General features: G+C 68.4%; 19 protein-coding genes. 11 read left to right on the top strand and 8 right to left on the bottom strand.

Features of this window, described 5'->3' with window-relative positions; genetic code table 11:
* Positions 1-57 precede the first annotated feature (57 nt).
* Positions 58-1,332 carry an EAL domain-containing protein gene (locus WS51_RS23145; RefSeq protein ID WP_059506494.1) on the top strand — a complete coding sequence of 425 codons (1,275 nt, stop codon included), beginning with the start codon at positions 58-60 and terminating at the stop codon, positions 1,330-1,332.
* A gap of 15 nt (positions 1,333-1,347) precedes the next feature.
* Here WS51_RS23145 and WS51_RS23150 read toward each other — a convergent pair whose 3' ends face one another.
* On the bottom strand, positions 1,348-1,962 hold the full coding sequence (locus WS51_RS23150; RefSeq protein WP_059540635.1) for a methyltransferase domain-containing protein: 615 nt from the start codon (positions 1,960-1,962) through the stop codon (positions 1,348-1,350).
* Positions 1,963-2,184: 222 nt separating this feature from the next.
* Positions 2,185-2,709, bottom strand: a complete 525-nt coding sequence (locus WS51_RS23155; protein WP_059769621.1) for an Mpo1 family 2-hydroxy fatty acid dioxygenase — start codon at positions 2,707-2,709, stop codon at positions 2,185-2,187.
* 81 nt (positions 2,710-2,790) lie between these two features.
* Here WS51_RS23155 and WS51_RS23160 point away from each other — a divergent pair, with 81 nt between their 5' ends.
* Complete coding sequence (locus tag WS51_RS23160) at positions 2,791-3,498, top strand: Crp/Fnr family transcriptional regulator (RefSeq protein WP_059450042.1); 708 nt, start codon at positions 2,791-2,793, stop codon at positions 3,496-3,498.
* Positions 3,499-3,598: 100 nt separating this feature from the next.
* On the top strand, positions 3,599-4,810 hold the full coding sequence (gene chrA, locus WS51_RS23165; RefSeq protein WP_069230034.1) for a chromate efflux transporter: 1,212 nt from the start codon (positions 3,599-3,601) through the stop codon (positions 4,808-4,810).
* A 114-nt stretch (positions 4,811-4,924) separates the two neighbouring features.
* On the opposite strand, the gene sodB is transcribed toward chrA, so the two are convergent.
* Both sodB and xseA read right to left on the bottom strand, forming a co-directional pair.
* Positions 4,925-5,503, bottom strand: coding sequence for a superoxide dismutase [Fe] (sodB, locus tag WS51_RS23170; RefSeq protein ID WP_014723511.1), 579 nt, complete (start codon positions 5,501-5,503; stop codon positions 4,925-4,927).
* A gap of 252 nt (positions 5,504-5,755) precedes the next feature.
* On the bottom strand, positions 5,756-7,138 hold the full coding sequence (gene xseA, locus WS51_RS23175) for an exodeoxyribonuclease VII large subunit (RefSeq protein WP_069229822.1): 1,383 nt from the start codon (positions 7,136-7,138) through the stop codon (positions 5,756-5,758).
* A gap of 451 nt (positions 7,139-7,589) precedes the next feature.
* On the opposite strand from xseA, the gene lpxK reads away from it, so the two are divergent.
* The 5 genes from lpxK to WS51_RS23200 all read left to right on the top strand — a co-directional run bounded on the left by lpxK (position 7,590) and on the right by WS51_RS23200 (position 11,565).
* Positions 7,590-8,618: a tetraacyldisaccharide 4'-kinase gene (lpxK, locus tag WS51_RS23180; RefSeq protein ID WP_059450044.1), complete on the top strand. Its 1,029-nt coding sequence runs from the start codon at positions 7,590-7,592 to the stop codon at positions 8,616-8,618.
* A complete protein-coding gene (locus WS51_RS23185) occupies positions 8,599-8,802 on the top strand; it encodes a Trm112 family protein (protein ID WP_006750935.1) in 204 nt (67 codons plus the stop codon). The genes lpxK and WS51_RS23185 overlap by 20 nt, the downstream gene beginning before the upstream one ends.
* A 121-nt stretch (positions 8,803-8,923) precedes the next feature.
* The gene (gene kdsB / locus WS51_RS23190; protein ID WP_059450045.1) at positions 8,924-9,715 is read left to right on the top strand and encodes a 3-deoxy-manno-octulosonate cytidylyltransferase; all 792 of its coding nucleotides are present in this window, start codon (positions 8,924-8,926) and stop codon (positions 9,713-9,715) included.
* A 209-nt stretch (positions 9,716-9,924) separates the two neighbouring features.
* A complete protein-coding gene (gene adk / locus WS51_RS23195; protein WP_059450046.1) occupies positions 9,925-10,587 on the top strand; it encodes an adenylate kinase in 663 nt (220 codons plus the stop codon).
* A 219-nt stretch (positions 10,588-10,806) separates the two neighbouring features.
* Positions 10,807-11,565, top strand: a complete 759-nt coding sequence (locus tag WS51_RS23200; protein ID WP_059792158.1) for an SDR family NAD(P)-dependent oxidoreductase — start codon at positions 10,807-10,809, stop codon at positions 11,563-11,565.
* Positions 11,566-11,643: 78 nt separating this feature from the next.
* Here the strand turns inward: WS51_RS23200 and WS51_RS23205 are convergent, their stop codons facing one another.
* Together WS51_RS23205 and murJ are read right to left on the bottom strand one after the other, a co-directional pair.
* Positions 11,644-12,486 carry a SirB1 family protein gene (locus WS51_RS23205; protein WP_069230035.1) on the bottom strand — a complete coding sequence of 281 codons (843 nt, stop codon included), beginning with the start codon at positions 12,484-12,486 and terminating at the stop codon, positions 11,644-11,646.
* Positions 12,487-12,494: 8 nt separating this feature from the next.
* On the bottom strand, positions 12,495-14,045 hold the full coding sequence (gene murJ / locus WS51_RS23210; RefSeq protein WP_059540624.1) for a murein biosynthesis integral membrane protein MurJ: 1,551 nt from the start codon (positions 14,043-14,045) through the stop codon (positions 12,495-12,497).
* Positions 14,046-14,349: 304 nt separating this feature from the next.
* Here murJ and rpsT point away from each other — a divergent pair, with 304 nt between their 5' ends.
* Positions 14,350-14,622 (top strand): 30S ribosomal protein S20, encoded by a 273-nt coding sequence (gene rpsT, locus WS51_RS23215; protein WP_006482211.1) that lies wholly within the window; start codon positions 14,350-14,352, stop codon positions 14,620-14,622.
* Positions 14,623-14,769: 147 nt separating this feature from the next.
* Here rpsT and WS51_RS23220 read toward each other — a convergent pair whose 3' ends face one another.
* Complete coding sequence (locus tag WS51_RS23220; protein ID WP_006762342.1) at positions 14,770-15,090, bottom strand: DUF3579 domain-containing protein; 321 nt, start codon at positions 15,088-15,090, stop codon at positions 14,770-14,772.
* Positions 15,091-15,504: 414 nt separating this feature from the next.
* Here WS51_RS23220 and argF point away from each other — a divergent pair, with 414 nt between their 5' ends.
* A complete protein-coding gene (gene argF / locus WS51_RS23225) occupies positions 15,505-16,434 on the top strand; it encodes an ornithine carbamoyltransferase (protein ID WP_014896237.1) in 930 nt (309 codons plus the stop codon).
* 118 nt (positions 16,435-16,552) lie between these two features.
* Here argF and murB read toward each other — a convergent pair whose 3' ends face one another.
* Positions 16,553-17,602: a UDP-N-acetylmuramate dehydrogenase gene (murB, locus tag WS51_RS23230; RefSeq protein WP_059769613.1), complete on the bottom strand. Its 1,050-nt coding sequence runs from the start codon at positions 17,600-17,602 to the stop codon at positions 16,553-16,555.
* Positions 17,603-17,738: 136 nt separating this feature from the next.
* On the opposite strand from murB, the gene WS51_RS23235 reads away from it, so the two are divergent.
* Positions 17,739-18,224 (top strand): YajQ family cyclic di-GMP-binding protein, encoded by a 486-nt coding sequence (locus WS51_RS23235; protein ID WP_040141621.1) that lies wholly within the window; start codon positions 17,739-17,741, stop codon positions 18,222-18,224.
* Positions 18,225-18,317 lie beyond the last annotated feature (93 nt).

An 18,317-nucleotide genomic window follows, 5' to 3' on the forward strand; every position in this document is an offset into this window, starting at 1 on the left:
ATGCTTCTTGCTCGCCTATTCTGTAGGTAAACTGGCAGTCTTCCTTCGGCCGACATCATGAGCATGATCGACATCGATCCACCCGGCTTTCAGCCGCCCCGCCCCGTCGCAGGCGACGACGGAAAGCGGCGCACCGTGCTGTACGGCGCGTACACCGTGTTCAGCGTGTTCCAGCCCGTTTTCTCGGTGTCGCACCGTCGCGCGATCGGCTACCACGCGTCGCTGCGCGCGCACGACGAGGACAGCCGCCAGGTCGCGTCGCACGAGGTATTCACGCAGGCGGCGCGGCGCGGCGACCTGCTCGAGCTCGGCCGGCTCGCCGAATCGCTGCATCTCGGCAATTTCCACGCGTTCGACAGTCACGACGAATGGCTTTTCCTGAGCCTGCACCCGGCTGCGCTGATGGACACCGTCTACGGCGACGCGCTGCTCGCGAACCTGAAGGCGCTCGGCCTGCCGCCGCATCGCGTGGTGCTCGAAGTGCCCGAGCAGGCAGGCGGCGAGACGCCGCGCTATGCGGCGATCGTCGACGGCCTGCGCAAGGCCGGCTTCCTGATCGCGCTCGGCGGCTTCGGCGCGAAGCACTCGAACATCGATCGCGTGTGGCACCTGCACCCCGACATCGTCACGCTCGATCGCGGGATCCTCGCGCAGGCGAGCGAACACTCGCATCTCGAGCGCGTGCTGCCGGGGCTCGTGTCGCTGCTGCACGAATCCGGCCAGCTCGTGCTGATGGGCGGGCTCTCGACCGAGCGCGACGCGCTGATCGCGCTCGAGTGCGACGTCGATTTCGTGCAGGGTCAATACTTCGCGGGGCCGAGCGTCGACCCCGTGCAACCGCAGGCCGCTGCCGGCTGCATGGATACGCTGTCGGCCGCGTTGCGGCTGCGCGTCGCGCAACGCGAGCGCACCCAGGCCGAACGTCTCGCGCCGTATGTCGCCGCGCTGGAGGAAGCGAGCCGCAAGCTCGTCGCGGGTGAAACGCTGATCGACGCGGCCGGCGCCGTGCTCGGATTGCCGGAAACCGCGCGCTGCTTCCTGCTCGATGCATCGGGCCGCCAGATCGGCGACAACGTGCTCGCGCGCGGCAGCGTATCGCAGCGGGCGAAACGCTTCCGGCCGCTGCTGCATTCGGAAGGCGCGAGCTGGGAGCGCCGCCCCTACTTCATCCACGCGATGCGCGCGCCGGGCCGCGTGCACCTGACACCGCCGTACCTGTCGATCAACGAAGCGCACCTGTGCGTGACGGCGTCGATCGCCGCGCCGGCCGCGACCGGCATGCAGGTGCTGTGCGTCGACATCAACTGGGAAGCCGCGCTCAACGGCGAGTGACGTCGCGCGCCGCGCTCATGCGGCGCCATCGGCGTCGGCGGCCCGCCGCGCGATCAGCCGATGCACGCGCTTGCCGGACGATGCGCTGACCACCTCGTGCTCGTCGATCACATGCATGCCCGCGCCGAGCGCCGCGTGCATGCGCGCCGAATCGAGCGGTGTGTACAAGCGGCCGCGCTCGTCGCGCAACGCGCCGCTGCCCGCCACCCGCCAGCTCAGGTACAACGTGCCGCCGGGCATCAGCAGGTCAGCCAGCCGCGCCGCCGCGGCGGCGGCGTCCGCCGCGTCGAGATGCATGATGACCGTCTCGCACAACACGTTTCGAAACGCACCGGATGGCACGCCCGCGAGCGCCGGCAGCGCGGCCAGTTCGAACGTCAGCGACGGGTGGCGCAAGCGTGCCTCGGCGAGCAGCGCCGCGCTCGCGTCGTAGCCGCGCACGTCGAATCCTTGCGACGCGAGCCATGCGGTATCGCGCCCCGCGCCGCAGCCGACGTCGGCGGTCGGCCCACGCGAAAAATACTGCTCGAGCAGCGCATACATGTCGTCGGGGGCGGCCTGGTCGAGCCAGTCCTGCGCGTATTGCGCGGCATGGGCTTCGTAGGCATCGAGAGTCGGACGATCCACCATGGCGATTGCTCCGCGTACGCGTCCTGTCGTGCGACGCATCCCGCATCTTAGCCGTTGCGCATCGCGCGTGGCGTGGCGTGCGGTTCCAGGCCGCGCTCGCGTTGCCCGCGCGATACGCGTGCGCGGGCAGCTCGACCCGCGGCGCATCGCCGCCGCGAGCAGGCCGCCGGAACAGCCGCCGAGCGCCCCCGCGCCGCGCACGCGGACCGGTGCGGCGACCGGTCAGACATGCGAGTGCGCGCCGCCGTGGACCGGGCCCGCGCGCCGCTCGACTTCGCGGCGCACGTCGCCGCGCAGGCCCGCGAAGAACGCGACTTCCGCGACGACGAACAGCGGCCCGACCATCAGGCCGACCAGGTCGTCGACGAACGCCGGCTTGCGCCCTTCGAACCAGTGCCCGACGAACTGCACGATCCAGCCGACCACGAACGCGCCGACGCCGATTCCCAGCCATTGCGCGGTCGGCAGCAGCGCGAGCGTCTGCGCGGCCCACAGGCCGAGCGCGAACAGCGCGGTCATCGCGAGCCCGAAGCGCAGGTCCAGACGCAGGTAGAACGCCGCGAACGCCACCGCGAGCAGCAGCGCCGGCGACAGCGCGACGCCCGCCAGCACGCCGATCGCGGGCCGCGACAGCAGCACCTCGACCGCGAACACGATCATCGGAATGCCGACCAGGTGCGTTGCGATATTGCGCGCGTCGCGATGGTAGGCCGCGTACTGCGAAAGGTGATCCTCGAGCGTCTTCATGGTGTCTCCTGAACGATCATTGAGCGCTATGATGCGCGTCACGCCCGACAACCTCTGTCGGCTACCCGACATCGCGTGCCCATGCCCTCGCCGCTCGCCCCGTACCTGCCGCAGATCGAAGCGCACCCGTGGTTCGCCGCGCTGCCGCGCGCGTTGCGCGACGCGCTGCTCGCCCGCGCCGCGTTGCGGCAGCTGCCTGCCGGCCAGGCGCTGTTCCGCCGCGGCGATCCGCCGTGCGGGCTGTACGCGGTGCTGAGCGGTTCCCTCACCATAGGCGCGGTCGATCCGCAGGGCAAGGAAGCGCTGCTGACGGTCGCCGAACCGGTCACGTGGTTCGGCGAAATCGCGCTGTTCGACGGCCAGCCGCGCACGCACGATGCGATCGCGCTCGACGACACGCTGCTGCTGCACGTCCCGCAGGCCGCGCTGCTCGCGATGCTCGACGCGACGCCGCAATACTGGCGGCAGTTCGCGCTGCTGATGGCGCAAAAGCTCCGGCTGAGCTTCCTGACCGTCGAATCGATGAGCGTGATGCCGGCCGCGCAGCGGCTTGCCGCGCGGCTGTTAATGATCGCGGACGGCTACGGCGGAATCAGCGCCGGCCGCACGCGCATCCGCCTGTCGCAGGAAAAGCTCGCGGCGATGCTGTCGCTCACGCGGCAGACCACCAACCAGTTGCTGAAGGCGCTGCAGGCCGACGGTGTCGTGCGGCTTCACGTCGGCGAAATCGAACTCGTCGACGTCGACGCGCTGCGCCGCGCGAGCGGCCTGCCCGACGCAACGCACTGACCGCGCGCCGACGCCGCCGCGCCGACGCCGCAACGACGCATTCCCGCCGTCACGGCGTTGCGCTATCGTGGCGGATCGTTCGCCCGTCCCGCATCCGCTCTTGAACACGTCGACCCTCACTGCTCCGTCCCGCCATGCGTGGCCCGTATTCGTCGCCTTCCTGCGGCTCGGCCTGACGTCGTTCGGCGGCCCGGTCGCGCATCTCGGCTACTTTCGCGACGCGTTCGTCACGCGGCGCGGCTGGCTCACCGAGCGCGCCTATGCGGATCTCGTCGGCCTGTGCCAGTTTCTGCCGGGGCCGGCGAGCAGCCAGGTCGGGATGGCGATCGGCCTGTCGCGCGCGGGCTATGCGGGGATGTTCGCCGCATGGCTCGGCTTCACGCTGCCGTCCGCGCTGCTGATGATGCTGTTCGCGCTCGGCGTCCATGCGACGGGCATGCCGGTCGCGGCCGGCGCGCTGCACGGGTTGCGCATCGTGTCGGTCGCGGTGGTCGCGCAGGCGGTGTGGGGCATGGCGCGCACGCTGTGTCCGGATGCGCGCCGCGTGACGCTGATGGCGATCGCGGCCTGCATCGCGCTGCTCGTCCCGGCCGCGTGGCTGCAGGTGGTCGTGATCGTCGCGGCAGGCGCAGCCGGTCTCGTGCTGCTGCCGCAGCCCGAACGCGGCGCCCACGATCCATTGCCGTTGCACGTGTCGCACCGCGCGGGCGTGCTGTGGCTCGTCGTGTTTGCCGCACTGATCGTCGTGCTGCCGGTCGCGGCGAGCGCGCTCCACTCGAACACGCTCGCCGTCGTCGACGCGTTCTTCCGCACCGGCGCGCTGGTGTTCGGCGGCGGCCACGTCGTGCTGCCGCTGCTGCAGGCGGCCGTCGTCGCGCCCGGCTGGATCGGCGACTCGGCGTTCCTCGCCGGCTACGGTGTCGCGCAGGCCGTGCCCGGGCCGCTTTTCACGTTCGCGGCGTTCCTCGGTGCGTCGCTGCGCGACGCGCCGAATGGCTGGCTCGGCGGGACGATCGCGCTTATGTCGATCTTCGCGCCGTCGTTCCTGCTCGTCGCGGGCACCGCGCCGTTCTGGGAGCGCCTGCGCCGCAGCACGCGCATGCAGGCCGCGCTCGCGGGCGTGAACGCGGCGGTCGTCGGGCTGCTGCTGGCCGCGCTCTATCACCCGGTGTGGAGCGACACGATCGTGTCGCCGCGCGACTTCGCGGCCGCGCTCGTCGCGTTCGTCGCGCTCGTGTGCTGGCGCGTGCCGCCGTGGGCCGTCGTGATCGCGAGCGCGGCGCTCGGCTGGTGGTCGGCGATGATCGTGTGATCGGGCGAATGCCGCGCACCGCGTCATGCCCGACGAGAAAATGAAAAAGCCCTCGTGACGAGGGCTTTTTTCGGGGCGTGCCGCACGCCGCGCAGGCGTGCGGGATGCCGGGGCTTACGCGAAGTTCTTCGCTGCGAAGTCCCAGTTCACGATGTTCCAGAACGCTTCGACGAACTTCGGACGTGCGTTGCGGTAGTCGATGTAGTACGCGTGTTCCCACACGTCGATCGTCAGCAGCGGCTTGTCGGCCGTCGTCAGCGGCGTGGCGGCGTTGCTGGTCGACACGATGTCGAGCGAGCCGTCGGCCTTCTTCACGAGCCATGCCCAGCCGGAACCGAACGTGCCGACCGCGGCCTTCGTGAAGGCTTCCTTGAATGCGTCGTACGAACCCCACTTCGCGTTGATCGCGTCGCCCAGTGCACCCGACGGTGCACCGCCGCCGTTCGGCGACAGGCTGTTCCAGAAGAACGTGTGGTTCCAGATTTGCGCGGCGTTGTTGAAGATGCCGCCCGACGACTTCTTCACGATCTCTTCCAGCGGCAGGTTTTCGAATTCCGTGCCCGGGATCAGATTGTTCAGGTTCGTCACGTATGCCTGGTGATGCTTGCCGTAGTGGTACTCGATCGTCTCTTTCGAGATGGTCGGCGCGAGTGCGTCTTCAGCGTACGGGAGCGGCGGGAGCGTATGAGCCATGGCGATTCCTTCGTTGAGTATGTAGGGAGGCTGTGTTGAATGCTGCCGAGCGTCCGATTGTAGGCGAGTCCGAATATCCCCGCAAACTCACGGGCATTTATCCGCGGTATGCAGAAAATCGCCGCTGGCGCTTCATCCGGCAGGACGAGACGGCGACGCGCAGCATCCGTTCCCGCGCCCCGCGCAAGCCGGAGTGCACCCGGTGCGCCGGACGCGCGACCTTCGTTTCGCTTACGCGCTGCGCCGTCGTCGTCAGATCGTGTCGGTCAGCCGCGGCTGCACGTCGGCAAGCGACACGTCGGCCGAGCCTTCGGCGAGATGCACGGTGAGCCGGCGCTGCGGCTTCAGCGCACTCGGCGCGCGCACCGCGCGGCCCGTTTGCGCGTCGATCAGGGCCGCGTAGCCGCGCTCGAGCGTGCGCTGCGGGCTCAGCACCTCGAGCCGCGCCGCGCAGGCCGACACGCGCGCGGTATCGCGCTCGTGACGGCGCTGCAGCGCGACCGCGAGACGTTGCGACAGTGCGGCGAGCGACTGACGCGCGGGCGCCGGGTCGGGCCGCGCGCGCTGCCAGCGCAATTGTGCGAGCGCGAAACGCGCACGCGCGTCGCGCACCGGCCGCGACGCCGCCGACGCGAGCCGCACCGCCAGTTGTTCCACGTGGGTGCGTTGCCGCCGCAGCCGTTCGGCCGGACTCACGAGCCGGCGCGCGAGCCAGTCGAGCTGCTGCGCACGCTGTTCGAGCCCGCGCTCCAGGCAGCGTGCGAGCGCGCGCTGCCGGTCGGCCACTTCGCGCAGCAGCAATGCGCGCTGCGGACTCGCGAGCTCGGCCGCGCCGGTCGGCGTCGGCGCGCGCAGGTCGGCCGCGAAGTCCGCGATCGTGAAATCGGTTTCGTGGCCGACGCCGCTGACGACCGGCAGTTCGCTCGCCGCGATCGCCCGCGCGAGTGCTTCATCGTTGAACGACCACAGATCCTCGATCGATCCGCCGCCGCGACAGACGAGCAGCACGTCGACCTCGCGCCGCGCGTTCGCCGTCTGCACGGCCGCGACCAGCTTTTCCGCGGAACCGGCACCCTGCACGGGCGCCGGGTAGACGACCACCGGAATGTGCGGCGCGCGGCGCGCGAGCGTGGTCAGCACGTCGCGCAACGCGGCGGCCTGCAGCGACGTGACGATGCCGATCGCGCGCGGGTGCGCGGGCAACGGCCGCTTGCGTTCGGGCGCGAACAGCCCTTCGGCCTCCAGCTGCGCCTTCAGCCGCAGGAACGCCTCGTACAGACGCCCCTGGCCCGTGCGGCGCACGGCCTCGACGTTGAGCTGCACTTCGCCGCGCGGCTCGTACATCGTGACGACCGCGCGCACCTCGATCCGGTCGCCTTCGCGCGGCGTGAATTCCGCGTACTGCGCGCGACCGCGGAACATCACGCAGCGCATCTGCGCCTGCTGGTCCTTGATCGAGAAATACCAGTGGCCGCTCGCGGCGCGCGTGAAATTCGACACTTCGCCCGAGATCCACAGCAGCGGAAACGACCGCTCGAGCATCGTCGAAATCGCGCGATTGAGCGCCGAAACGGGAATCACTTCGTCGCCGCCGCGCGTCGCGCCGGGAGCGGAAAAAGGAGAGTCGGAAAGCATGGGCGATCGGAAGAATGCTGGCGGCGACACGATAGTCCGACACGCGCGCGGCGTCCAGCGCCGGCCGCATGCGCCGCGCCGGCGCTGAATGTGTCCACACTCTGGAAATCGTCCGCCAAAACGATTTGAAAACCGCGAAAAAACCCAGACAATTCCGTGTAACGCTTTGATTTTTATATATTTTTAAACCTTACGATTTTGTTTGGGATCGATTCGATGTCCGTCCGGCGGGCGTTTGGCGCGAACGGATGGGGAGTTTTTCACAGAGTTATCCACAACCCTCTCCGATCCGGCCCCGACGGATGCGTCGCCCGGCCGCGCTTGCCGCGTGCGCGTGCGGCGCGCTAGAGTGCCGCCTTCCGAAGACCTTGCGGCATGCGCCGCGCAACGGAGAATCCGATTTGACGAAACCGTCCCACGCCGCGGCGCACCACGCGCCGCATCCGGCCCGATGAGCGCGCCCGGCGGCCCGCTCGCGCGGCTCGAAGCGCGTCTCACACGCGAATGGCAGCGACGCGGCGCCCTCGCCTGGGCGCTCACGCCGTTCGCGTGCGTGTTCGGCCTGTGCGCGGCGCTGCGCCGCACGGCCTACGCCCAGGGCTGGAAGCAACCGGTCGACGTCGGCGTGCCCGTCGTCGTGGTCGGCAACGTGACCGTCGGCGGCACCGGCAAGACGCCGACCGTGATCGCGCTGGTCGACGCGCTGCGCGCGGCCGGGTTCACGCCGGGCGTCGTGTCGCGCGGCTACGGCGCGAATGTGAAGACGCCCACCGCCGTCACGCCCGCATCGCGCGCGAGCGCGGCGGGCGACGAGCCGCTGCTGATCGCGCGCCGCACCGGCGCGCCCGTGTGGGTGTGCCCCGACCGCGTCGCGGCCGCGCAGGCGCTGCGCGCCGCGCACCCGGACGTCGACGTGATCGTCAGCGACGACGGCCTGCAACACTACCGTCTCGCCCGCACGGTCGAGCTCGTCGTGTTCGACCACCGGCTCGGCGGCAACGGCTTCCTGCTGCCGGCCGGGCCGCTGCGCGAGCCGCTGTCGCGCCACCGCGACGCGACGCTCGTCAACGATCCGTACAGCGGCGCGCTGCCGCCGTGGCCCGACACCTATGCGCTCGCGCTCACGCCGGGCGCCGCGTGGCACCTCGACCAGCCGTCGCTGCGCCGCCCGCTGTCGCAGTTCGCGAACGAGCGCGTGCTCGCCGCGGCCGGCATCGGCGCGCCGGAGCGCTTCTTCGCGACGCTGCGCGCGGCCGGCCTCGCACCGGCGACGCGCGCGCTGCCCGATCACTACGCGTTCGCCGACAATCCGTTCGTGGACGACGCGGTCGATGCGATCCTGATCACCGAGAAGGATGCAGTAAAATTGGGCGCTTCCTGGCGCGACGCTCGGCTGTGGGTCGTCCCCGTCGAAGCCGCGCTCGATCCTCGCCTCATTGCCCTCGTTGTGGAGAAACTCCGTGGACGCTCGCCTGCTTGAAATCCTTGTGTGCCCTATCTGCAAAGGCCCGCTCCACTATGACCGCGCCGCGCAGGAGCTGATCTGCAACGCGGACAAGCTCGCCTACCCGATCCGCGACGGCATCCCCGTGATGCTCGTCGACGAAGCGCGCCAGACCGTCGAAGGCACGCCGGTCGACCCCGCCGGCCCGGCCGGCAGCTGAGGCCGCACCGCCCTGCCACCGGCGCCCGGCCGCGGTTCGCCGCGCCCGCGTGCCGGCCCCTGCCCCGGGCGGCGCGCCTTCGATGCGCCGCCCGCACCGCTCTTCTCACCGCCCAGCCCCGATGACTCATCCGCAGCCCTTCATCGCCGTCATTCCTGCCCGGCTCGCGTCGACGCGTCTGCCGAACAAGCCGCTCGCCGATCTCGGCGGCAAGCCGATGGTCGTCCGTGTCGCCGAGCGCGCGCGCGAAGCGGGCGCGCAGCAGGTACTCGTCGCGTCCGACGCGCAGAGCGTGCTCGACGCGGCCCGCGAGCACGGCTTCGAAGCGGTGCTCACGCGCGCCGACCATCCGTCCGGCACCGACCGGCTCGCGGAAGTCGCCGCGACGTTCGGGTGGAGCGACGACACCGTCGTCGTCAACGTGCAGGGCGACGAGCCGCTGATCGATCCGGCGCTCGTGCGCGACGTAGCGTCGCACCTCGCCGCGCATCCGGACTGCGCGATCGCGACCGCCGCGCACCCGATCCACACCGCCGCCGACGTGTTCAACCCGAACATCGTGAAGGTCGCGCTCGACGCGCGCAACGTCGCGATGTACTTCTCGCGCGCGCCGATTCCGTGGAGCCGCGATGCGTACCAGCCGCACTGGCCCGACGTCGCGGCCATGCCGGCACCGGCCTTTCCGGTCCATCGCCACATCGGCCTGTACGCGTATCGCGCGCGTTTCCTGCGCACTTATCCGTCGCTCGCGCAGGCGCCGATCGAGCAGGCCGAGCAGCTCGAACAGCTGCGCGCGATGTGGCACGGCGAGCGCATCGCGGTGCTGATCACCGAACATGCACCCGAAGCCGGCATCGACACGCCGGCCGATCTCGCACGCGTGCAGGCCCTTTTTCGGCCGGGTTCAAAATAACCCGTGGCATAATCAGGCGATTGTGCGAGCCGTCCGCGACCCGCGCGTCCTCGCTTGACCCTGCAACGGCCAGCCCCCGGCAGCCGCGCGTCGCGCTTCGCCGACGCGCCGCGTCAGACCGGTCCGCCGCATGCAAAGCAAGCCCCGCGCCAGCCGTCGCCGACGCTTTTGCGTCTCGCCACACGAATCTACATACTGGAGATATCACCATGCGTTTGATCCTGTTGGGCGCGCCCGGCGCGGGAAAGGGCACCCAGGCAAACTTCATCAAGGAAAAATTCGGCATCCCTCAGATTTCGACGGGTGACATGCTGCGCGCGGCCGTCAAGGCCGGCACGCCGCTCGGCATCGAGGCGAAGCGCTTCATGGACGAAGGCAAGCTCGTGACGGACGACCTGATCATCGGTCTCGTGAAGGAGCGCCTGAAGGAAGCCGATTGTGCGAACGGCTATCTGTTCGACGGCTTCCCGCGCACGATCGCGCAGGCCGACGCAATGAAGGAAGCCGGTGTCGCGATCGACTACGTGCTCGAGATCGACGTCCCGTTCTCGGAGATCATCGAGCGCATGAGCGGCCGCCGCACGCACCCGGCTTCGGGCCGCACGTACCACGTCAAGTTCAACCCGCCGAAGGTCGAGGGCGTGGACGACGTGACGGGCGAGCCGCTGATCCAGCGCGACGACGACAAGGAAGAAACCGTCAAGAAGCGTCTCGAAGTGTACGAAGCGCAGACCAAGCCGCTCATCAAGTACTACGGCGACTGGGCGCAGCGCGGCGAGGAAAACGGCCTGAAGGCCCCGCAGTATCGCAAGATCTCGGGCCTCGGCACCGTCGATGAAATCCGCGAGCGTGCATTCGACGCACTGAAGTAACGAGCGCGTCGCGCACCGCAAGCCGCCCTTTCCGGGCGGCTTTTTTTCGTCCGCTGCGGCTGGTTTCGTCGGACCTGGTTTCGTCGGACATCGATTCGCACGGGCCTGGCCGCACTGGCCGGCGTACGACGGCGCCCCGTACAATCGATCGAACGCGTGGACCGGCGCACCGGCGTTTGCTCCGGGCGGCCGGCATCGGATCCAACCAAGGAGACAGTGATGGAGATTCGCGGCAACGTCTTTCTGATCACGGGCGGCGCATCGGGCCTCGGCGCCGGGACGGCCCGCATGCTCGCGCACGCCGGCGGCAAGGTCGTGCTCGCCGACCTGAACGAGGCGGCCGGCACGGCCCTCGCGAGCGAGCTGGGCGGGCTGTTCGTGCGCTGCGACGTGTCGAGCGAGGCCGATGCGCAGGCGGCCGTCGACGCAGCGACGCGCGCCGGCACGCTGCGCGGCCTGGTGAACTGCGCGGGCATCGCGCCCGCGGCGAAAACCGTCGGCAAGGACGGCGCGCACCCGCTCGACGTGTTCGCGAAGACGATCAACGTGAACCTCGTCGGCACCTTCAACATGATCCGGCTCGCGGCCGCCGCGATGGCTGCGACCACGCCGAACGACGGCGGCGAGCGCGGCGTGATCGTGAGCACCGCGTCGGTCGCGGCCTACGACGGACAGATCGGCCAGGCCGCGTACGCGGCGTCGAAAGCCGGCGTCGCGGGCATGACGCTGCCGATCGCACGCGACCTTTCGCGCAGCGGCATCCGCGTGATGACGATCGCGCCGGGGCTGTTCGAGACGCCGATGCTGCTCGGCATGCCGAAGGACGTACAGGACGCGCTCGGCGCGATGGTGCCGTTCCCGCCACGGCTCGGCAAGCCGGAGGAATACGCGATGCTGGTGCGCCAGATCGTCGAGAACCCGATGCTCAACGGCGAAGTGATTCGCCTCGACGGCGCGATCCGGATGCAGCCGAAGTAAGCGGCCACGCAACGGCAAACGAAAACGCCCGCGATGCGGGCGTTTTCACGTTCGGGGTTTCGGCGATGCCGGTGCGGCTCAGTCCTCGCCGTCGCGCTGCATCCGCTGCCGCAACTCGCTGACCTGCGATTCGACGACGGTCGCGTCGTCCGCGTCGGGCCGCTCGCCGAGATACTGCTCGAGATCCTCGAGCGCCGGGCGCAGATAGTCGAGCCGCGCATAGGCGAAGCCGCGGTCGCGCACCTCGTCGAGCTGTTCCGGCAGCAGGATCACGAGCCGCTGCTGCACGGCAAGCAGCCGCTGCCAGCGTTCCGTCTGCAGGTAGATCGTCTTCAGGTTGCGCAGCATCCGCGCGATGATCTCGCGGCTCGTGGCCGGCTGCAGCAGCGCGCGCAACGCGCTGTCGACCGCGCCTGCCGCACGCGCGACGTAAGGCTCGAGCATCTCGACCATCTCGGCCTCTGACAACGAATGCCCGTTGGTCGGATCGATGATCAGGTCGCCGTCCGGCAGCGTCACGCGCAGCAGGAAGTGGCCGGGGAACGACACGCCGCGCGCCGGCACGCCGATCTGCTCGGCGAGCTCCAGGTACAGCACCGACAGCGAGATCGGAATCCCGCGCCGCCGCTTCAGCACCGCGTTCAGGTGGCTGTTATCGGGGTCGTAGTAGTCGTTGTGATTGCACGCGAAGCCGAGTTCGCGGAAGAAGAACTCGTTGAGCGCGGCGACGCGGTCCTTCAGGTTCGCATCGTCGGCGAGCCGGCGGCGCAGGCGCGCGGCCAGCATGTCGATTTCGGCCAGCGTGCCCTGCAGGTCGAGGTCGGGATACGCGTCCTGCGCAAGCGACAGCGCGGTTTCCGTGACGGGCAGACTGCTGTCGTCCGCCACGAGCGTGCTGAAGTAGTCGAGGACGCGGGTCATTGCGGTCGTCACTTGGCGCGCCTTCTGAAGTAAGCGTATTTGAAGCCCATTACCCACAACATACCGAAATATAGTGCAGCGAACAGCACCAGGCATGCGGCCATCAGCGCGATGCGATCGAGCGGCTGCGCGCGCATGCCCGTCCAGTCGAAGCTGATCGCGCACCAGTGCATCAGGCCCGCGAGCACGAGCGCCGCGCCGATCATCTGCACGAAGAAGCGCAGCCAGCCCGGCGACGGCTGATAGATGCCGCGCTTGCGCAGCCCGAGGAACAGCAGCAGCGAGTTCAGGCATGCGCCGACGCCGATGCTCAGCGTGAGGCCCGCGTGGCCGATCAGCGGCACGAACACGTAGTTCGAAAGCTGCGTGACGACCAGCACGCCGATCGCGATCTTCACGGGCGTCTTGATGTCCTGCTTCGCGTAGAAGCCCGGCGCGAGAATCTTGATCAGGATGATGCCGACGAGGCCGATCCCGTAGGTCGCGAGTGCGCGCGCGACCATCGTGACCGTATGCGCGTCGAACTTCCCGTAGTTGAACAGCGTCGCGGTGAGCGGCGTCGCGAAGAAGAACAGCGCGAGCGCGCTCGGCGCCGCGAGCAGGAACGTGACGCGCAGCCCCCAGTCGAGCAGTGCCGAATATTCATGCGTATCGGCGTCGACGTGCGCCTTCGACAGGCTCGGCAGCAGGATCGTGCCGAGCGCGACGCCGAGCAGCGCGGTCGGGAATTCCATCAGGCGGTCGGCGTAATTGATCCACGACACGGCACCCTGCCCGAGCCGCGACGCGATGTTGGTATTGATGATCAGCGACAGTTGCGCGACCGACACCGCGAACGTCGCGGGCACCATCTTCGCGAGCACGCGCTTCACGCCGGGATGACGCAGCGCGCGCATCGGATTGAGGCCGATCAGCGGCACCATGTCGATCTTCTTCAGCCCCGGCAGCTGCACGACGAACTGCAGCAGGCCGCCCACGATGACGGCCCAGGCGAGCGCGTAGACCGGCACCTTCAGGTGCGGCGCGACGAACACGGCCGCGGCGATGAACGCGACGTTGAGCAGCACCGGCGCGAACGCCGGCAGCGAGAAGCTCTTGTACGTATTCAGCACGCCGGACGCGAGCGTCGTCAGCGAGATGAACACGATGTACGGGAACATGATCCGCGTCATCGTGACCGCGAGCGGGAACGCCTGCCCGTCGGTATGCAGGCCGGACGCGACCGCGAACACGACCCACGACGCGCCGGCGATCCCGAGCGCCGACAGCAGCGCGAGCGCCCACGCGAGCACGGTCGACATCGCGTCGACGAGCGCCTTGGTCGCATCGTGCCCCTGCTGGTTCTTGAACTCGGCGAGGATCGGCACGAACGCCTGCGAGAACGCGCCTTCGGCAGACAGGCGGCGCAGCAGGTTCGGAATGCGGAAGGCGACGTAGAACGCGTCGGTGTATTGACTGGCGCCGAACGCACGGGCGATCAGCGTCTCGCGGGCCAGTCCGGTCACGCGCGACAGCAGCGTGAAGCCGCTGACCGTCAGCAGGGCTCGGAATAGATTCATGGGGCGCTTATTATACGGACGTTGCGTGTCCCGGCACGGACGGATGCCGAAAAGGACCGGCGCCGCCGGCGCCCCCGTCCGGCCGACGTCACGTTGACCTTGCCACGCGCTTGATTTTGTTGCTATAATCGCCGGTTTCTGAGCCTGTTACATGCACGGCGGCTGTCGTTTTCATGTCTCGGCCTCGGTTAAAATCACCGTTTTTTATGCGCCCCTGGGCAATCGTTCTCAGGGGACGGATCGAAAAGCAGCGCTTGGCCGTCAGGCTCCAAGCTCTGGAAACAGGACAGGATAAGGAACCGTCATGGCTAACTCCGCACAAGCACGCAAGCGCGCCCGCCAAGCCGCGAAGGCAAATTCGCACAACTCGGCGCTGCGCTCGAAATTCCGTACCGCGATCAAGTCGGTCCGCAAGGCTGTTGAAGCCGGCGACCAGGCAAAGGCTGCCGAGCTGTTCAAGGCTGCCGTGAAGACGATCGACACGATCGCCGACAAGAAGATCGTTCACAAGAACAAGGCCGCTCGCAGCAAGAGCCGCCTCGCCGCAGCCGTCAAGGGCCTGCAGGCAGCAGCGTAAATCCGGTGCGCCCGCTCTCGCGGGCGTTCCTGTTTCCTGCGATCGCAAAAAAGCCCGCCTAGGCGGGCTTTTTTGTTGCGCGTCGCCCGCGCATCGCGCCGGGTGACCATCACGTGCGGGCGCGGAATGCTCCGTCGCCCGCCAAACTCACTTCTTCTCGTTGTAGTCCGGCAACTCGCACGCCTCGGTGACGACGAGGTTGTTGTCCTTCGCGAAATTCAGCACGAAATCGAACGCCATCGGCTCGATGTCGCGCAGCCGGGAATCGAGGATCACGCATTTCAGATCGCCGAGCATCGTCGGACGCACGTACAGCGAATATTTCAGGCGCGCATTCGGCCCGCTCGCACCCGGCCCGAAACAGGCCATCACGCCGGCCAGACGCTCCGACCAGTCGCTCGGGCGAAACTTTTTCCCGTCTTTCGTGATGCCCTGGATGAAGAATTCGGTCGGAGGGGTTTCAGCCATGTGGTTACCCAAGTGACGGCCCGGCGATGCCCAGGCGACGGCGCCTGGATACGCGAACACAAAGCTGGAGTGGACGGCGACACATGCGCTCCGATATCCCGAAAAACAGGTAGTCGACGCGTGCCGCCGACGCGCCGCACCGGATTTGTGCAGCGCATCGCTTGTGTCCGGCAGAGCGTGAAAACGCTTGCCTGCCGGGCTGGAGAAAACTTTCGAATTATACCGCAGCGCGACATCGCGCGTCGTCTCGCGGGCCCTCTTCCGGCATGCTCGAGCGCACGCTGCGATCCTCCCCCGGTTTTCAGCGCGGCTCGTCAAAGCACAGAAAATCCTTTATGCTGCTTTGAGTTATCCACACCCGACGGCGGCGCCGTCCGGCCCTGCTGCCGGTTTCGACCCGCCGTATTTCGTTTCATGACCGCCAAAACCATTCGTCACTACCTGCAGTTCAAGGATTTCTCGCTGGAAGACTACGAGTACGTGCTCGAACGCACGGGTATCCTGAAGCGCAAGTTCAAGAACTACGAGACCTATCACCCGCTGCACGACCGCACGCTCGCGATGATTTTCGAGAAGAGCTCGACGCGCACGCGCCTGTCGTTCGAAGCCGGCATCTTCCAGCTCGGCGGTCACGCGGTGTTCATGAGCACGCGCGACACGCAGCTCGGCCGCGGCGAGCCGGTCGAGGATTCCGCGCAGGTCATTTCGCGGATGGTCGACATCATCATGATCCGCACGTTCGAGCAGGACGTGATCACGCGCTTCGCGGAAAACTCCCGCGTGCCCGTGATCAACGGCCTGACCAACGAATATCACCCGTGCCAGGTGCTCGCGGACATCTTCACGTATTACGAGCACCGCGGCCCGATCGCCGGCAAGACGGTCGCGTGGGTCGGCGATGCGAACAACATGCTGTACACGTGGATCGAAGCCGCGCAGATCCTCGGCTTCAAGCTGCGCCTGTCGACGCCGCCGGGCTACGCGCTCGACATGAAACTCGTGTCGCCGGACAGCGCACCGTTCTACGAAGTGTTCGACGACCCGAACGAAGCGTGCAAGGGCGCCGATCTCGTGACGACCGACGTGTGGACGAGCATGGGCTTCGAAGCCGAGAACGAAGCGCGCAAGCAGGCATTTGCCGACTGGTGCGTCGACGAGGAAATGATGGGCCACGCGAACCCGGACGCGCTCTTCATGCACTGCCTGCCCGCGCACCGTGGCGAGGAAGTGACGGCCGGCGTGATCGACGGCCCGCAGAGCGTCGTGTGGGACGAGGCGGAAAACCGCCTGCACGTGCAGAAGGCGCTGATGGAATTCCTGCTGCTCGGCCGCCTCAAGCACTGATCGCAGCACCCGCGCGCCGCCGCATCCGGCCGCATGCAAAAAAAGCGCCGATCGACGATCGGCGCTTTTTGTTCGTACGGGGCAAAAGCGAATGCAATGCGCGGCCCGCCAGGCCGCGTTACAGGCACACCGGCTCGGGTTCGAGCTCGACGCCGAACCGCTCGCGCACGTCGTCCTGGATCGCGCGTGCCAGCGCGAGGACCTCGGCACCCGTCGCGCCGCCGCGATTCACCAGCACGAGCGCCTGCCGGTCGTGCACGGCCGCCGCGCCGAGCGCGCGCCCCTTCCAGCCGCAACGGTCGATCAGCCAGCCGGCCGCGAGCTTCACCTGCCCGTCGGGCTGCGGATACGACACGACGTCCGGCGCGCGCGCGCGCAGCGCGTCGAACTGCGCGGCGTCGATCACCGGGTTCTTGAAGAAACTGCCCGCGTTGCCGAGCACGAGCGGATCGGGCAGCTTCGCGCGGCGGATCGCGACGACCGCGTCGAACACGTCGCGCGGCGTTGCCGCGTCGGGCGAAATGCCGCGTGCGTCGAGCTCGCGCGTGACGTCCGCGTAGCCGAGCCGCGGCGTCCAGCGCTTGGGCAGCCGGAACGTCACCGCGACGATGGCGAAGCGCCCGCGCCCTTCCCGCTTGAAGAAACTGTCGCGATAGCCGAACGCGCAGCGCGCGGCATCGAAGCGCTCGCTACGCCCCGTCGCGAGCTCGACGGCGACCAGCGAGTCGAAATACGTCTTCATCTCGAGGCCGTACGCGCCGATGTTCTGGATCGGCGCGGCGCCGACGGTGCCCGGAATCAGCGCGAGATTCTCGAGGCCCGGCATCCCGTGCTCGAGCGTCCATGCAACGAATGCGTGCCAGGTCTCGCCGCCGCCGGCCTCGACGTACCACGCGTCGTCGTCCTCGCGCACGACGCGGCGGCCGGCGATCTCGTCGAGCAGCACGATGCCGTCGAAATCGCGCGTGAACACGACGTTGCTGCCGCCGCCGAGCACGAGCTGCGGCAGCGATGCGACGCGCGGGTCGCGGTGCAGCGCCTCGAACTGCGCCGCCTGCGTGATGCGCGCGGCGAAGCGCGCCTTCGCGGCGATGCCGAACGTGTTGTGCGCGGCGAGCGGATGGTCGGGGAGCAGCGACAGGGCGGAATCGTCAGGAGGCATCGGCATTCGCGGTCACGTCCGCCGGGCGGGCTCACGGCCGGCCTTGGGCAAACGGAGGGGCATCGGTAAAATGGCAAACAGTCCGCAATTATAGCGAGTGCCCGCGCGCGAGCCGGGCGCCCGCATCTCAAGGGAGAATGCCATGCCATCGTTCGACGTCGTTTCCGAAGCGAACATGATCGAAGTGAAGAACGCCATCGAGCAGTCGAACAAGGAAATTTCGACGCGCTTCGACTTCAAGGGCTCCGACGCACGCGTCGAGCAGAAGGAGCGCGAGCTCACGCTGTTCGCCGACGACGATTTCAAGCTCGGCCAGGTCAAGGACGTGCTGATCAGCAAGCTCGCGAAGCGCAACGTCGATGTGCGCTTCCTCGACTACGGCAAGGTCGAGAAGATCGGCGGCGACAAGGTCAAGCAGGTCGTCACCGTGAAGAAGGGCGTGACGGGCGACCTCGCGAAGAAGATCGTCAGGCTCGTGAAAGACAGCAAGATCAAGGTGCAGGCGAGCATCCAGGGCGACGCGGTGCGCGTGGCCGGCACGAAGCGCGACGACCTGCAGAGCGTGATCGCGATGCTGCGCAAGGACGTGACCGACACCCCGCTCGACTTCAACAACTTCCGCGACTGATCGACGCTCTCGACCGGCAGTCCGCCGGTCGCGCCGCGCCGCCGGGCCCCGCGCGCGGGGCGCCGCGGCGGGTGGCAGCGGTCACTTCTTTCC

Origin of the sequence: Burkholderia territorii, assembly GCF_001718335.1 — a bacterium.
Classification (GTDB): domain Bacteria; phylum Pseudomonadota; class Gammaproteobacteria; order Burkholderiales; family Burkholderiaceae; genus Burkholderia; species Burkholderia territorii.

What these genes read in the sequence shown, in the direction of transcription:
- WS51_RS23145 (WP_059506494.1), top strand. Translation starts at nt 58, where the DNA reads ATGAGCATGATCGACATCGATCCACCCGGCTTTCAGCCGCCCCGCCCC.
- WS51_RS23150 (WP_059540635.1), bottom strand. Translation starts at nt 1,962, where the DNA reads ATGGTGGATCGTCCGACTCTCGATGCCTACGAAGCCCATGCCGCGCAA.
- WS51_RS23155 (WP_059769621.1), bottom strand. Translation starts at nt 2,709, where the DNA reads ATGAAGACGCTCGAGGATCACCTTTCGCAGTACGCGGCCTACCATCGC.
- WS51_RS23160 (WP_059450042.1), top strand. Translation starts at nt 2,791, where the DNA reads ATGCCCTCGCCGCTCGCCCCGTACCTGCCGCAGATCGAAGCGCACCCG.
- sodB (WP_014723511.1), bottom strand. Translation starts at nt 5,503, where the DNA reads ATGGCTCATACGCTCCCGCCGCTCCCGTACGCTGAAGACGCACTCGCG.
- xseA (WP_069229822.1), bottom strand. Translation starts at nt 7,138, where the DNA reads ATGCTTTCCGACTCTCCTTTTTCCGCTCCCGGCGCGACGCGCGGCGGC.
- lpxK (WP_059450044.1), top strand. Translation starts at nt 7,590, where the DNA reads ATGAGCGCGCCCGGCGGCCCGCTCGCGCGGCTCGAAGCGCGTCTCACA.
- kdsB (WP_059450045.1), top strand. Translation starts at nt 8,924, where the DNA reads ATGACTCATCCGCAGCCCTTCATCGCCGTCATTCCTGCCCGGCTCGCG.
- adk (WP_059450046.1), top strand. Translation starts at nt 9,925, where the DNA reads ATGCGTTTGATCCTGTTGGGCGCGCCCGGCGCGGGAAAGGGCACCCAG.
- WS51_RS23200 (WP_059792158.1), top strand. Translation starts at nt 10,807, where the DNA reads ATGGAGATTCGCGGCAACGTCTTTCTGATCACGGGCGGCGCATCGGGC.
- WS51_RS23205 (WP_069230035.1), bottom strand. Translation starts at nt 12,486, where the DNA reads ATGACCCGCGTCCTCGACTACTTCAGCACGCTCGTGGCGGACGACAGC.
- murJ (WP_059540624.1), bottom strand. Translation starts at nt 14,045, where the DNA reads ATGAATCTATTCCGAGCCCTGCTGACGGTCAGCGGCTTCACGCTGCTG.
- rpsT (WP_006482211.1), top strand. Translation starts at nt 14,350, where the DNA reads ATGGCTAACTCCGCACAAGCACGCAAGCGCGCCCGCCAAGCCGCGAAG.
- WS51_RS23220 (WP_006762342.1), bottom strand. Translation starts at nt 15,090, where the DNA reads ATGGCTGAAACCCCTCCGACCGAATTCTTCATCCAGGGCATCACGAAA.
- argF (WP_014896237.1), top strand. Translation starts at nt 15,505, where the DNA reads ATGACCGCCAAAACCATTCGTCACTACCTGCAGTTCAAGGATTTCTCG.
- murB (WP_059769613.1), bottom strand. Translation starts at nt 17,602, where the DNA reads ATGCCGATGCCTCCTGACGATTCCGCCCTGTCGCTGCTCCCCGACCAT.
- WS51_RS23235 (WP_040141621.1), top strand. Translation starts at nt 17,739, where the DNA reads ATGCCATCGTTCGACGTCGTTTCCGAAGCGAACATGATCGAAGTGAAG.